Here is a 14,449-nt window from a genome sequence, read left to right as displayed (position 1 = left end):
AATGGGGCCGGAGGCTCCGTCGCGGTCGCAGGGTGGTGGTCGGCGTTGTCATGGAGATCGGGAGATCCTGGCGGTGCTCGCGTTCGTGGCAGCGTCGGACTGCCCATGGCGAAGCTGTCCTACGGTGCCGCCCGGGGCGGCACCGTAGGTTCGCCGAGTGGACGAGGTGCAGGGTGCGCATCAAGCTCCACCACTTGGTCCTTGAAGAACTCGTCTTCTGCGGCGAGTTGGGCTGGGCGAGGTGTGCGATCGACTCGGCGAGTACGGGTCGAAGATGCACCTGATCACCGAGCGGACCGGTATGCCCATCTCCGTCGCAGTCTGCGGCGCCAACGTCCACGACAGCCAGGCTTTGACCCTGTTCGTAAAGGCCATACTGCCTGTCCGCTCCCGCCGAGACGCTGGTCGGCGCAGGCCCGACCAGCTCCACGCCGACAAGTGCTGTCACCTGCGGCAATGGCTCTCCCGACACGGAATCCGGCACGCGTCGCCCGCAAGGGTGTCGAGACATCGCAGCGAATCGGTCGGCGCCGCTGAACGATGGGCAGGATGCCCAGCGGGCCGGGGCCGTCGGCGACGTAGACGGCACAGTCCGCGTGGAGCGGGACGGGTAGCAGCCGGTGGCCGCGGCCAGGGCGATCACCTCGCGGTGCGTGTCGACGGTATCCGTCCATCGCCGCTAGTGCTGCGCCGCGGAAGTTCCGCCGATGGCTACTGGGCGGTCAGGAGCTTGTTGATGTTTTCGATGTCGAGGTAGTCGGGGCGGAAGGGGCCGCCGATCCATTCGAGGAGTTCTTCGTGCTGTTCGTGCTTGGGATCGGCGATCGCTTCGAGGAAGTTCGCGTAACCCCAGGGGCCGCCGCAGTCCTCGGGCGGGCAGGCCCGGCGGCCGGTCACGCAGCGCGGATAGGCGGTGCCCGGCTCCTTGGGGAGGATCTTCTCGGTCTCGATGCGGTGCACCCAGTCGTCGCCGAAATCGTAGGTATAGGTGATCTGGTCGCCGACGGCGGGAGCGACTACGTAAAGTGGGATCTTGCGCTCGTCGCGGTGGCCGAGTTCGCTGTCGCGCCGCCCGTAGTCGCCAGCCGGGGTGGCGAAGACGTGCATGTGGTAGTTCTCCCAGCCCATCGCGGTCTGGATCACCAGGTGCAGGCGGTCGAGGGTGAGGTCGGCCGGGACCTGCAGCCGTCGCCAGATCGGCGGGCGGATGTCTGCCAGGGTGACCTTGATCTGCAGGACGAAGTCAGCGGGCATGGCACGGTTCCTTAACAGCGGCGGCGCTCTCGTGCTCAGTCTGGCGGAGCCGGCCCTCGTAGTTCCAACGGAACGGGCGAGCGGTCTCGTTGCGGATGACGGTGAAGCCGGTAACCTTCTCCAGCAGGTCCCCCTGCGAGGAGAAGTCGCCGTGACGCAGGACGGCACGGGCCAGGAGGGAGAAGAAGATCTCCACCTGGTTCAGCCAGGAGGTGTGCTTGGGCGTGTAGTGCGGCACGATCCGCGAATGCAGCTTCAGCCAGGCCCGGGTGGCCCTTGATGGGTGCGAGGAGCCGTTGTCCAGGATCAGGTGGATCGTCAGTCCAGCCGGGATGCATCTCTCCAACCGGGCCAGGAGCCTGATGAAGTGCGCGGAGTCGTTGCGTGGCAGCTCGTCCACGACGCCCTGCCCGGTGTGCACATCCAGCGCAGTGGTGACCGAGACGGTTCCATGTCGGACGTACTCAAACTCCCGTTGGCGCCCCCGCCCGGGGGCGGGCGGTCTGGACGCCTGCGGGAGCGGGCGGCCATCTCGGTCTTCTCGTCCACGGACACCACCACCGAGTCCGGCGGACGGTTGCGGTAAAGGGCGCACACCTCGGCGGCCTTGGTGAAGAAGTTCGGGTCGGCGGGCCGGGTCAGCCAGCCGCGGGCCCGGTGCGGCTTGCCCTCGAGCGCGGCCAAGACCCGTCCGATCTGGGAGGCGGAGATGCCGGTGTCCGCCAGGTGGTCGGCGGTCAGCCGGTGCGACCAGCCGTCATAGGGGTGAGGGGGTGCACCGGTGGCCGCCGCCACGATCCGCAGCCGCACCTCCGGCCCGTACACCGGCGGCCGGCCCGAACGGGACCGCTCTTCCAGCCCGGCCAGCCCTTCCCGGGCATACCGGCCCCGCCACCGCACCACCGTGGAGACATCCACCCGGACGATCTCCGCTATCCGCCAGGCCGGGCACCCTCCAGCAGCCAGCAGAACAAGGGGCCCGACGGGCAGCCCGCTGCGGAGTGGTATGCGCCCGCACCCGTTCCTCAAGCACACACCGATCATCAGGATCAAGCACCATGCCCGGTCAACGAGCGAATGCCATCGGCGGAACTTCCGCGGCGCAGCACTGGGAACGGCTCGCAGGCCGTCTCTCCGCGACGCCGAGGTCGGCCATCGTGGTGGCGTAGGCGTCCCGCAGTCGCTTCTACCAGTCACCCAGAGCCTGCCTGTTGCGGGATCGCACGCAGGCCTCGACGGAGGCGTCGTAGCCGAGCCGGAGAGAGGGAGACAGCACACGGTCGGAGCACGCCCCTGCGCCGACGATCCGCGTGCGCTGCTCCCTTGGGCAGGCGGTCGCCGTGCCGGTCCGCCGCGCGAGTCGGCCCTGCCCGGCGCAGGGCCGACTCCCCGACCCGGGCCAGAGTGACGCTGTGGGCAAGGCCGCCGGTGCCGGGGAGCTGACCAGCATTGCCGGCCTTGCCGCTTACCCGGCCGGTACGTTGGGCGTCGGGGTCGGCTCGGTGAAGTAGTCGGTGTCCTTGGGGCGGGCGCGGGGCGTCCCCGAGGGACGGGGGGCCGGTTCGAGGTGGGGGATGTGTTTGGAGCAGTGCACGTAGGCCTCGTGGAGGGTGATGAGCGTCCACAGCACGGGGTGCCGCCCGGGGGCGGGGTCGGCGGGTATCCATGGGTGCGTGGTTCGCAGCTCCTGGTCGCCGACGAGCTGGGCGGAACCATTGACGTGCAGCCCGATGTGCTCGTGAGTGAAGTCCATGAAGAGCAGCCCGATATGCGGGTTCTCGGTGATGTTGCCGGCGCTGGCCAGCACGCCGTTTCCGCGGTACTCGGGGTAGGCCAGGGTGCGGTCGTCGAGCACGGCGACGAACCCGGGAGGGCCGGCGCGGAAGGTGGCGTCGCAGTGCCCACCGGAGTCAGCCGTGGACAGGAAGACCATCGACTGGCGGCTGATGAAGTCACGCATCGCCGTGGTGAGGTAGGGGTGGACCTGCCGGCCGTAGAAGGCATCGGCCCGCTCGACGGTGCCCAGGTGCATCTGCAGCAGACGTTCTCCCCGCGAGGGGGCGGTGTGGGGGTGGGTCACAGCTGGTCGAACTCCTGACTGGGCCGGGGTGGTGTGAGGGGGGCGTTCAGAACGGGTGTGTCGAGTGGGTCGTGGTGGATGTGCTGCGGGGGTGTGCCTTGGTGCAGAAGGGTGCGCACGGCTGCGGCGACCATGTCGGGGGGACCGCACAGAAAGGCGTCGTGCTGGTCCCAGGGGCCGAACTCCCGCAGGACCTGCGGAAGTGTCCCCTGCTGCCCAGCGATGTCCTGGTGCGAAACGGCCGCTCGGACGGACAGCCAGTGGTGACGCTGGGCCAGGCGCAGCATGTCGTCGAGGCCGTACAGCTCCTGGGCGGTCCGCGCTCCGACGAAGAGATCGGCGTACCGGCGCATGCCGGAGGCGGCGGCTTCCTCCAGCAGGGCGCGGATGGGCGCGAGACCGGTCCCGCCGGCCACCAGCAGCAGGTCGCGGTCGCCGGCAGCCGCCAGGGTCATCTCGCCCTGCGGTGGCCCCAGCCGCACCCGGTGCCCCGGGGCGGCGTGGTGGACCAGTGCGTTGCTGACCAGCCCCTGGTGGACGGCCCGGACGTGGAACGTGAGCGTGTGGTCCGAGCGCGGCGGGTGAGCGGGGGAGAAGTGGCGCCAGGCGCGGGGATACCAGGGGGTTTCCATGCTCACGTACTGGCCGGCGACGTACTGGTAGGGCGAGTCGGACTGCACGGTTATCTCGGCGATGCCGTGTCCGCGGTACTCGTGGTGGACGATCTGCGCCCCCCAGGAGGCCGGCCGCAGTCGCGTGTCGTCCGCGGCGGCCGCGATCATGACTTGCGCGGCGACGGTGTACGCACGTGTCCAGGCTGCGGCGACCTCAGGGTTCCACGCGGTCCCCGCATAGCGGGCCAGAGAGGCCACCAGGCACTCGCCCACCGCCGGGTAATGGGCCTCCAGTGTTCCGAACTTGCGGTGGTCCCGCCCCAGGCGGGAGCAGAACCGCACGAGGTTGTCGATGTCGTCGACGAGGTCGATGATGCGCAGCAGCCCGCGCAGCAGCCGGTCGCGCTGGACGTCCATGTTCTCCGGGAAGAGCTCCCGTACTCCGGGATAACGGGCGAAGAGGATGGCATAGAAGTAGACGGTCATCTCCGAGGCTTGAGGAGCGACCTTGGACAGGCTTGTGCGGACCAGGAAGATTTCCCGGTCGGTGAGCGGGGCGGGCATCACGGCCGCCCTGCGGACAGGGACAGGCGGCGGTGCTCACTCACCTGTCGAGCAGAAACGGTGTGGGGGGAGCCAGATGCCGCGTGTGGGGACGGCGGCACCGGGCCTACCAGATGTGCTGACAAAGAAGACATTCGCAATCGTAGAGGGGAATTCCAATCGGCCCAGGTCCAGAGCCTCGAGTGTGATCTGTGGCCAAGCCATTCTGCACGCCGGGGAACGGAGCCGGAGCCCCGCCCCCGGAACCCCAGGAAACCCTGTGCGCGCAAGGCACAGCGAAGGTCAACAACCGGGCCCGTAAACGACCGTGAGGCTGGGTGCAGTGCTGCGGCGGCATTTGCTGGGGCCCGCAGAGCCACCGGGCGACCGACCATTTCCTGAACTGCCGCCCGTATCACCCGTGAGGAGGGGGTTTGAGAAATGTGCGGCCACAGGAGCGGTGAGGCGGGGCGGGCCGCCCACCCCGCCGACTCGGCACGAGCTCCCCGTTCGGCGACTCGCAGGGCTCCCCGCATGCCGGTGGCGGGAGACCTCGGCTGAAGAACGCTGCACCAGCTTCGTCCAGCACTATGACCGCACCGGAGGCCAGGGCTGCATGCTCCGCGGCGGGCGGTACCGGCTCGGAGCCCTTCGCATGCGAGGACCTCCTCGACGGTGCGCGCCCCGGCCTCTCCGCGGACCAGGTGATCACTTTCACGCTCACCCTGGCCTCAAGCGTTGCCAAGCCAAGGACACCCGCCCCTGAACGGGGCAAGCCGTGCCGTGGCGGAAGACCGGCCATGCCTTGCTCGACTACGTTGGTCCGGGAAGGCGGACGCGACGGCTTCCCGCACTTCGGCCCCGATGTCGGGCGGAGCTGCGAGGAGGAGAATGGCGGCGTCGCCCGTTCCACGGCCGGTCGCAGGCCGGCGACCAGCATCGGGAGGTGCTGGTAGGCACTCAAGTGCGGCCGCCGATCGGCAGCGGAGGCCGGGAACGTGACGGCAGGCGAGACCCAGGGTGCGGTCGCGTCCGTCCCGGCCCGTTCCAGCAGGGCAGCCGTTGCCGGGGAGGCCCAGCCGCGCGCCGGGGTAGTCAGCTCGGTGGCCAGGGAGGGTCAGGGCGAGGAAGTCCTTCGCCAGCCGGTCCGGGTACAGCGGCTTCGGAACGGATCCGCGGCCCGGCTCAGCGGGCGGGTAGCAGCGCGCGTGATCGGCGAGGACCCGGTGGGCAGCGCCGGGGGTGTCGGCCGCCCGCAGGGCCCGTACACCCGCCGGGGCGGTGCAGGGACCCGTCAGCGCGGCGGTGAACACCACTTGAACGACGGTGATGACGCGGCGAGTGAGACATCTGGCTCGCCGGAGCATTCGCCAGGACTTCAGTTGCGCGAAGGCGCGCTCGCCGGGAGACCTGAGTCGGGCGTGGTCGCGGGTGAACTGCTGGTGGCACTCGGGTTGTTCGCGGTGGTGGTAGTACGGGTGGGGAAGGTGACGCCGGCACCGGCACCTTGGTAGGCGCGGCCGACGGGGACGAAGATCTGCCGGGACCTGCCCCGACAATCCCGTGCGCGCGGGCTGACGTCGGGTCGGCAGTGCGGCCGGGTGTGGTGCGGGAGAACCAGAGCGGTGTCCCGTCGGGCCGGGCGATGACCTGCACGTTCATATCGTGCTCGCGGTGTGTCTGCGAGTAGTACGGCTGGTCTGCGCGGATGCGGCCGGAGAATGCGGATCGGGTTTCGCGTTCGGCAGCAGGTGCGGAATCATCCTACGAACGAAGTCGAGCGTGACAGTAAACCCATCGGCGACCTCATGGTGAAGCGACCGGCAATAAGCAGTCGGCCGATCCACAACCGTGTGCACTTCGCCCTCATCTCTCCGATCCGGCTGCCGAGCAGCTGCGGGCCCAGGCGCTGGCGCGGGCGGCTCGGGGGAGATACGTCTATGCCGGGAAAACCGCTGCCGTCGGCCGAACGGGTTCTCCTGGTGGGGGGTCCGCGTGCCGCATATGCCACAGGGGGTCTTCGTGGTCAGGATGGTTGCACTGCACGTACCGATGACATAAGGAGAGCATCTTCATGATTCGTCGTATCGCGATCACCCTGGCAGCTGTCGCCGCGGCCGGGTTCGTCGCCGCGGGCCCGGCTTCCGCGCACGGGGCGAACAACTGGGACGGCCCGGCCCGCGGCGGCCACGCGGAGATCGAGGGCGGCTGGGCCAGCGGCGAGTACCGCAACCTCGGTGGTCCGTACGGGATCACCTACATCAAGGGCGAGAAGGCATACTTCGACGCGGAGCGTGGCTACTTCGTCCGCTGACCCGGCAGTCAGGTACACCTGGCTGCAATGGTTTCAGAACAGGTGAGAGCCCGCGCCACTATGGACGCTGTTGGTTTGTTCTGTCCCACTGGGCAATATCCAGTGGGACAGAACAAACCAACAGCGTCCATCCGGTGAGGGCCTTCTGCCTTGCCGCCAGGCGTGGTGATCTCTTCGGACAGTTACTCCTGGGCGTACGCGTACAACCGCGGACTGGCGAACAACTTCGATGCCTTCGGGCGGTGGACGGCCATGTCTGATTTCCCTTGCGCGACCGATGCCCGGTAATCGATCTTCCCGCCTCGGGTGGCCGCGTTGCGCTGCAACTCACAAAATGTCGCCCCCGGATCACAGTCGACTTGCCGAGCGATTTCACGAGCGCCCATGCCTTGGGCGTTGAGGAGCGCGATCCCCTCTCGCTCAGAGAATGATAGATACCCGCCCGAATGGGGCCTCGGGTCGAACGGTCGTATGCCGCCACACTGTCGACGCCAGCGCGTGGGCACCGTCGATGCCACGCCGATAACTCCGGCCGCTTCTTCCGTGCGCAAATCCTCGGCGATCTCATCTCAGAACGCCGCATCGATATGACGCTGGAATCCCGAATGGCCCGGGGACCTCAAATGCGGGCGTATCGCCCGATCGGCTGCCTGCTGACGACGAATCACCACCCACCTCGCTGACCATGCGGCGTTGTGACAACCGGTTGAATCCGCCGGTCCGCCTTGCAAACGGTCGCGGCTACTTCTTCCACTGCGACTTCTTCAACGCGTGGGAGGAGCGCACCCTCAAAGCCATGGTCGAGCCCCCCCGCCGCCCCACCGTCCTGCGCGCCCGTGCCGACCGGGGCGCCGCCCTGCCGGGCTGGCGCACCCTCACCGTCCGGGCGGTCGGCAGCCCTCGACCCCCGGAGGACCGATGACCACGATCGCCGTCACCGGAGCGAGCGGCTTCTGCGGCTCCCGCCTCGCCACCACGGCCGCCTCCCCGTGGGCCCGCGTCCTGTGCCTCGGGCGACGCCCCGGCCCTGGCGGCCAGCGCATCCCGTGGGACGCCGCACACGAGTACCCCAAGCGAGGTTCCGGTGGGAGGGCCCGGAGCCTCCGCACGGCATGCCGGCCGCACCGGCCAGCCGTCGCTATCCGGCCAGATGGGCAAGGCTCGGGCGTCCGGCCGGTCAGTTCTGACGGAGGGGCAAGCGGCTCGCGCCGAAGTACCCACCGGATCCGCCCCCTGCGGCCACTGCCGGACCGCCGGACGTTCCTGGCCGGGTCGACGGGGTGTGCCGCCTCCGGGCCTTTCTTGCGCAGCCGGGGACAGACGCGACGGTCTGTCCCCAAGTCCGGGGTGCCGGTGGGGGAGCCGGTGGCGAAGATCGGTGACAGCCCGGGTCGCCGGAGCCCGGAGCCGGACCGAACCGAGTGTCCGAAGGTGCCGAGGATGGCCGTCCGGTCGGGGGGCCGGGGCTCCCCGCGCACGCGGCACCCGGCCGGGCGCCGACTCCACCCCAGTGCAGATGTATCGGCTTAATAAAAGATGAAAGAAAAGCCTTGTCGGGCTCCTTGACCGTGACTGGCGCGGCGGGCAAGGTTTCGGGAGAGCGCTCTCCCGTCCTGTTTCATCTCGAGGAGCCCCCGCATGCCCACAGCCATATCCCCAGTGGTCCCGGTGCCACGCGGCCCCGGTCGCCGAACCTCGACACCGGTAGCCCGCGGCCTCATGGCGGCCATGGCCACGGCCCTGGCCGCCACCCTTCTCGCCGTCGTCCCCGCCACGCGGGCCGAGGCCGCACCCGTGTTGCTCTCCCAAGGCAAGCCGGTCACCGCGTCCAGCGAGGAGAACTACGGCACCCCGGCCGCCTCGGCCGTCGACGGAGACGCCACCACCCGTTGGTCCAGTGCCGCCTCCGACCCGCAGTGGATACGCGTCGACCTCGGCGCGACCACGAAGCTGAGCCAGGTCGTCCTGGACTGGGAGGCGGCCTACGGCAAGGGCTACCGCGTCGAGCTGTCGGCCAACGGCTCCGACTGGTCGACCGCCTACCAGACCACCAACGGCGACGGCGGCACCGACACCCTGAACATCAGTGGTGAAGCCCGCTACGTCCGAGTGAACGGTACCGAACGCGGCACCCAGTACGGGTTCTCCCTCTGGGAGTTCAAGGTCTACGGCGAGTCCGGCGGCACCGACGGCCCCCAGCTGCCCGGCGGCGGCGACCTCGGCCCGAACGTGCACGTCTTCGACCCCTCCACGCCCAACATCCAGGCCAAACTGGACCAGGTCTTCGACGAGCAGGAGGCGGCGCACTTCGGCAACGGCCGGCACCAGTTCCTCTTCAAGCCGGGCACCTACAACAACCTCAACGCGGAGATCGGCTTCTACACCTCGATCTCCGGCCTCGGCCTCAAGCCCGACGACACCACGATCAACGGTGACGTGACCGTCGACGCCGGCTGGTTCAACGGCAACGCGACGCAGAACTTCTGGCGTTCGGCCGAGAACCTCGCCATCAACCCGGTCAGCGGCACCAACCGCTGGGCCGTCTCGCAGGCGGCCTCCTTCCGCCGCATGCACGTCAAGGGTGGCCTCAACCTGGCCCCGAGCGGTTACGGCTGGGCCAGCGGCGGCTACATCGCTGACTCCAAGGTGGACGGCGAGGTCGGCAACTACTCGCAGCAGCAGTGGTACACCCGCGACAGCGCGATCGGCGGCTGGTCCAACTCCGTCTGGAACCAGACGTTCTCGGGCGTCGAGGGCGCACCCGCCAACTCGTTCCCCGAGCCCCGTTACACCACGCTGCAGACCACGCCGATCTCCCGTGAGAAGCCGTTCCTGTACCTGGACGGCAACACGTACAAGGTCTTCGTTCCCGAGAAGCGCACCAACGCCCGCGGCGTCTCCTGGAACGGCACCCCGCAGGGCACCTCGATCGGTCTGGACAAGTTCTACGTGGTCAAGGAGGGCGCGACCGCGGCCACCATCAACCAGGCGCTGTCCCAGGGTCTCAACCTTCTCTTCACCCCCGGCATCTACCACGTCGACCAGACCATCAACGTCAACCGCGCGAACACGGTCGTCCTCGGCCTCGGTCTCGCAACGATCATCCCCGGCGGCGGCGTCACCGCGATGAAGGTCGCCGACGTCGACGGAGTCAAGCTCGCCGGTTTCCTGATCGACGCCGGTACGGTCAACTCCCCGACGCTGCTCGAGGTCGGCCCGCAGAACTCCTCCGGGGACCATGCCGCCAACCCCACCACCGTCCAGGACGTCTACGTCCGCATCGGCGGCGCGGGCGCCGGCAAGGCCACCACCTCCATCGCCGTCCACAGCGACGACGTGATCATCGACCACACCTGGGTGTGGCGCGCCGACCACGGCGAGGGCGTCGGCTGGGAGACCAACCGCGCGGACTACGGGGTCCGGGTGTACGGCGACGACGTGCTCGCCACCGGCCTGTTCGTGGAGCACTTCAACAAGTACGACGTCGAGTGGTATGGCGAGCGCGGCCGGACGATCTTCTACCAGAACGAGAAGGCGTACGACGCACCCAACCAGGCAGCCATCCAGAACGGCGACACCAAGGGCTACGCCGCATACCGCGTCGACGACTCGGTCGACGTCCACGAGGGCTGGGCGATGGGCAGCTACTGCAACTACAACGTCGATTCGACCATCCGCCAGGACCACGGCTTCAAGGCCCCGGTGAAGCCGGGCGTGAAGTTCCACAGCCTTCTGGTGGTGTCGCTCGGCGGAATGGGCCACTACAACCACGTCATCAACAACACCGGAGCCTCCACGGTCCCGGCCGGCACCACGACCGTGCCGTCCACCCTGGTCTCCTTCCCTTGATCCGTCCCCCGCGGTGAAACCGCCCGCGGCGGACGACCTCCCGGGCCGATCCTGACAGTCGGCCCGAGAGCCCCCCACGGGGCCCACCGCCGACCCCTCTGCCCACGGATGGCCGTCGTCCTCCCCGACGGCGGCCGTCCGTATCCCCCCATCCCCTCAGGAGCCGTCATGCTCTCCCTGCGTAGACCCGCTCTCACCCTGACCCTCGGCGCGCTGTTCGCCTCCTCCCTCACACTCATCGCCGCACCGACCGAGGCGCGCGCCGCCGACCCCCTGATCTCCCAGGGCAAGACCGCGACCGCCTCCTCGAACGAGGGCGACGGCCTCTCCGCCGCCCAGGTCGTCGACGGCGACCTCACCGGCACCCGCTGGTCCAGCCAGTGGTCAGACCCGCAGTGGATCCGGATCGACCTCGGCGAGAGGGCCAATCTGAGCCGGGCCGTACTGACCTGGGAGAGCGCCTACGGCAAGGCCTACGAGATCCAGGCCAGCGACAACGGCACCGACTGGACCACTCTGAAGAAGGTCACCGACGGCGACGGCGGCACCGACGACCTCGCCCTCACCGGCTCCGGCCGTTACGTCCGGATGCTCGGCACCGCACGCCCCGGCGGCTACGGCTACTCCCTCTGGGAGTTCCAGATCTACGGCTCCCAGGGCACCATCGACCCTCCGCCCGGCGGCGCCGTCAACGTCACCGGCGGCCAGGGTGCGTGGCAGCTCACCGTCGGTGGACAGCCGTACACGGTCAAGGGCCTCACCTGGGGCCCGTCCATGGCGGACGCTCCGAAGTACATGCCCGACCTGACGTCGATGGGCGTCAACACCGTCCGCACCTGGGGCACGGACGCCAGCACCAAGCCGCTTCTCGACGCGGCCGCCGCGAACGGCCTGCGGGTCATGAACGGCTTCTGGCTCCAGCCCGGCGGCGGCCCCGGCAGCGGCGGCTGCGCCAACTACGTCACCGACACCGGGTACAAGTCGACCATGCTCACCGAGATCGCCAAGTGGGTCGAGACCTACAAGAACCATCCCGCGACCCTCATGTGGAACGTCGGCAACGAATCCGTCCTCGGCCTCCAGAACTGCTACAGCGGCGCAGAGCTGGAAGCCCAGCGCAACGCCTACACGACGTTCGTCAACGACGCGGCCAAGAAGATCCACTCCATCGACGCCGACCACCCGGTGACCTCCACCGACGCATGGACCGGCGCCTGGCCCTACTACAAGCGCAACGCCCCCGACCTCGACCTGTACTCGATGAACGCCTACGGCGACACGTGCGGGGTCCAGCAGGACTGGGAGGAGGGCGGCTACACCAAGCCCTACATCATCACCGAGAGCGGCCCCGCCGGTGAGTGGGAGGTGCCCGACGACGCCAACGGCGTCCCCGACGAGCCGACCGACGTGCAGAAGCGCGACGGCTACACCAAGGCCTGGGACTGCATCACCGGCCACCAGGGCGTGTCCCTGGGCGCGACCCTCTTCCACTACGGACTGGAGCACGACTTCGGCGGAGTGTGGTTCAACCTGCTCCCCGACGGTCTCAAGCGGCTGTCGTACTACGCGGTGAAGAAGGCATACACCGGCTCCAACGCCGGTGACAACCTGCCGCCGGTCATCACCGACATGACGGTGACGCCCGCCGGGTCCGCCCCGGCGGGCAAGGAGTTCACCGTCCGCGCGGACATCCATGACCCCGAGGGCGACCGGCTCACCAACAAGATCTTCCTCAGCGGCAACTACGCCAACGGCGACAAGCGGCTCGTTCCGGCGCAGTTCAGGTCCACGGGCAACGGCACGTTCGCGGTCGCCGCTCCCGAGAAGCTCGGTGTGTGGAAGGTCTACATCCAGTCCGAGGACGGAAAGGGCAACGCCGGCATCGAGACGAAGTCGGTCAAGGTCGTCGCCCCGCCGGTGACCGGCACCAATGTCGCCTTGGGCAAGGCCACCACGGCCTCCAGCTCCCAGGCCTCGTACGGCGACTGCCCCTGCCCGCCGGAGCGCGCCACGGACGGCAAGACCGACACCCGCTGGGCCAGCGACTGGAGCGACCCCCAGTGGATATCGGTCGACCTCGGCGCACGGGTGCCCGTCCGCACCCTGCAACTGGTGTGGGACCCGGCCTACGCCAAGTCCTACCAGGTCCAGGTTTCGGACGACGGCAATGTCTGGCGCACGGTCCACACCACGACGACCGGCAACGGTGACATCGACACCATCGCCCTGACCGAAACGGCCCGCCACGTGCGGCTCCAGCTCACCGCCCGCGGCACGGGCTGGGGTTACTCACTACACGAGTTCGGCGTCTACAGCTGATCAGCTTGAACTCCCGGGGGCCGTTCCGGCGCGGAGCGGCCTCCACCCCTCCCGCCCCCCTTGCCCACCGGCCGATGGACACCGCGTTCAACCGGCAGGACGTGTCGGGCGCAGCACCGATCCGGCCAGTATGTCCGGCATGAGACACCTACCTGCAGGTATGGCCCGATGAAGCGCCCGGCACGCCTGCCGGGCGCTTCATCGGCTGGTTCGCGTTCGTCGTCCTGTGCTCGCGGCCGGCGTCGACAGCGACGCGGGCGGTGTGGCGCGGGGCGACAGGCCGGGCGGCGGGCAAGGATCATGCGGGGCGGGAATAGTCCGCGGGTTGTGGCGATGGTGCTGCGTTGCTGCCTGGTTACGGCGTGGTGGGAGGGACGGTGCAGGTGCGGTCCGGGCCGCAGAAGGCTCCTGCCGGGGCGGCCTCGACGGGCGGGCGCCCGGCCGCTCGGGGGCCAGGGAGCGGGAGGGTCCTGCGTCGATGAGCGAGGCAGGCCGCTCCCGCAGGGTCTGACCCATGTGGGAATCGACGTCTGCCCTCACGGCGCAGGGGCGGCGCCCCGTTCCTGATCGCGTCTTCCGTAGGGTCGTGAGGACACCTTGGACGCTGTGCCGCCGCCGTAGGGCTGGTGCCAGGTAGGGAGCCGCACGGGCATGGACTGGCAGGATTTCGCGCAACAGATGGCGACGATGGCACGCGACCTGTCGGCGCAAGACTGCGTATCCGACATGTTCGAGCTGATCACCACGTCCGCGACCGAGCTGGTCGAGGGCTGCGACGCCGCCGGCGTCCTCGTCATGCGCGAAGACCGAGTGCGGACCCTCGCAGCCACCGAGCAGTGGGTCACCGACAGCGACCGGCTGCAGGAGCGTCTCCAGGAGGGCCCCTGTTTCGACGCGGCCCGCCACCGGGATGGGGAGCGGGTCTACCGCGTCGTTGACATGACCGCCCCGCATCAGCGCTGGCCCGCCTTCGCGTCTTCCGCCCGCGGACTCGGAGTGGGCAGCATGGTGGGCGTCCTGCTGTTCACCGAGGACGACAACCTCGGCGCGCTGAACCTGTATGCCAGGCATCCTGGACGGTTCAACGAGGTCGGTGAGGCCTCCGCCTGGGTCCTGGCCTCCCACGCTGCCGTCGCCCTCTCCAGCGCACGGGTCCACGAGCAACTGGAGCAGGCGATCGCCTCCCGGCACGTCATCGGTGAAGCCATGGGCATTCTCATGGCCGGCCACGGCCTCGCCGAGAACGAAGCCTTCAACGTCCTGCGTCGCTTTTCGCAGAACCACAACATCAAGCTGCGCGAGGTCGCCCGCCACGTCGCCGAACTCGGTGCCCTGCCCCGGCCGGAGCACGGGGGGAGCGGCTCCCCCGGCACGTGACAGAACCGGAGGAACCTCAGCCGAACCAGCCCCCAGGGGAACGCCGCCGGCCCGGCCTGCACCCGGAGTTCCCAACGTCCGGCAGTCCACACACTGGTG

At 69.1% G+C, this 14,449-nt stretch carries 11 protein-coding genes and 2 pseudogenes; 6 read left to right on the top strand and 7 right to left on the bottom strand.

Going from position 1 to position 14,449, the window contains the following annotated elements; all coding sequences use genetic code 11:
• Nucleotides 1-241: 241 nt before the first annotated feature.
• Nucleotides 242-757 carry a transposase gene (locus V9U70_RS30505; RefSeq protein WP_419723941.1) on the top strand — a complete coding sequence of 172 codons (516 nt, stop codon included), beginning with the start codon at nucleotides 242-244 and terminating at the stop codon, nucleotides 755-757.
• On the opposite strand, the gene V9U70_RS06080 is transcribed toward V9U70_RS30505, so the two are convergent.
• The 6 genes and pseudogenes from V9U70_RS06080 to V9U70_RS06055 form a co-directional block, all read right to left on the bottom strand.
• Nucleotides 712-1,254, bottom strand: coding sequence for a plasmid pRiA4b ORF-3 family protein (locus V9U70_RS06080; protein ID WP_336673423.1), 543 nt, complete (start codon nucleotides 1,252-1,254; stop codon nucleotides 712-714). The two genes, V9U70_RS30505 and V9U70_RS06080, sit on opposite strands and share 46 nt — an antisense overlap.
• Nucleotides 1,244-1,849, bottom strand: a complete 606-nt coding sequence (locus V9U70_RS06075) for a transposase (RefSeq protein ID WP_336673422.1) — start codon at nucleotides 1,847-1,849, stop codon at nucleotides 1,244-1,246. Before V9U70_RS06075 ends, V9U70_RS06080 begins: the two co-directional genes overlap by 11 nt.
• Nucleotides 1,850-1,947: 98 nt before the next feature.
• Nucleotides 1,948-2,298: pseudogene (locus V9U70_RS06070) on the bottom strand (helix-turn-helix domain-containing protein); the annotation flags it as partial.
• Nucleotides 2,299-2,719: 421 nt separating this feature from the next.
• The gene (locus V9U70_RS06065; RefSeq protein WP_419723940.1) at nucleotides 2,720-3,334 is read right to left on the bottom strand and encodes a pyridoxamine 5'-phosphate oxidase family protein; all 615 of its coding nucleotides are present in this window, start codon (nucleotides 3,332-3,334) and stop codon (nucleotides 2,720-2,722) included.
• A complete protein-coding gene (locus tag V9U70_RS06060) occupies nucleotides 3,331-4,512 on the bottom strand; it encodes a globin domain-containing protein (protein WP_336673421.1) in 1,182 nt (393 codons plus the stop codon). The genes V9U70_RS06065 and V9U70_RS06060 overlap by 4 nt, the downstream gene beginning before the upstream one ends.
• A gap of 1,283 nt (nucleotides 4,513-5,795) precedes the next feature.
• A pseudogene (locus V9U70_RS06055) lies at nucleotides 5,796-6,210 on the bottom strand (transposase family protein); the annotation flags it as partial.
• A gap of 355 nt (nucleotides 6,211-6,565) precedes the next feature.
• Here V9U70_RS06055 and V9U70_RS06050 point away from each other — a divergent pair.
• Nucleotides 6,566-6,805: a hypothetical protein gene (locus V9U70_RS06050; RefSeq protein WP_336673420.1), complete on the top strand. Its 240-nt coding sequence runs from the start codon at nucleotides 6,566-6,568 to the stop codon at nucleotides 6,803-6,805.
• Nucleotides 6,806-6,987: 182 nt separating this feature from the next.
• On the opposite strand, the gene V9U70_RS30500 is transcribed toward V9U70_RS06050, so the two are convergent.
• Nucleotides 6,988-7,311: a helix-turn-helix domain-containing protein gene (locus V9U70_RS30500; protein WP_419723944.1), complete on the bottom strand. Its 324-nt coding sequence runs from the start codon at nucleotides 7,309-7,311 to the stop codon at nucleotides 6,988-6,990.
• Between the two features lie 179 nt (nucleotides 7,312-7,490).
• Between V9U70_RS30500 and V9U70_RS06045 the strand changes: the two genes are divergently transcribed.
• The 4 genes from V9U70_RS06045 (at nucleotide 7,491) to V9U70_RS06030 (ending at nucleotide 14,350) form a co-directional block, all read left to right on the top strand.
• The gene (locus V9U70_RS06045; RefSeq protein WP_336673464.1) at nucleotides 7,491-7,727 is read left to right on the top strand and encodes a hypothetical protein; all 237 of its coding nucleotides are present in this window, start codon (nucleotides 7,491-7,493) and stop codon (nucleotides 7,725-7,727) included.
• A gap of 716 nt (nucleotides 7,728-8,443) precedes the next feature.
• Nucleotides 8,444-10,654, top strand: coding sequence for a discoidin domain-containing protein (locus tag V9U70_RS06040; protein ID WP_419723939.1), 2,211 nt, complete (start codon nucleotides 8,444-8,446; stop codon nucleotides 10,652-10,654).
• 168 nt (nucleotides 10,655-10,822) lie between these two features.
• Nucleotides 10,823-12,973 (top strand): discoidin domain-containing protein, encoded by a 2,151-nt coding sequence (locus tag V9U70_RS06035; protein WP_336673418.1) that lies wholly within the window; start codon nucleotides 10,823-10,825, stop codon nucleotides 12,971-12,973.
• Between the two features lie 651 nt (nucleotides 12,974-13,624).
• On the top strand, nucleotides 13,625-14,350 hold the full coding sequence (locus tag V9U70_RS06030; RefSeq protein ID WP_336673417.1) for a GAF and ANTAR domain-containing protein: 726 nt from the start codon (nucleotides 13,625-13,627) through the stop codon (nucleotides 14,348-14,350).
• The last annotated feature ends 99 nt before the right edge of the window (nucleotides 14,351-14,449 follow it).

The organism is Streptomyces pratensis, assembly GCF_037137275.1.
Taxonomy (GTDB): domain Bacteria; phylum Actinomycetota; class Actinomycetes; order Streptomycetales; family Streptomycetaceae; genus Streptomyces; species Streptomyces pratensis_B.
Note: the sequence above shows the minus strand (reverse complement) of the source record. Positions and strands in the feature narration are given on the sequence as shown.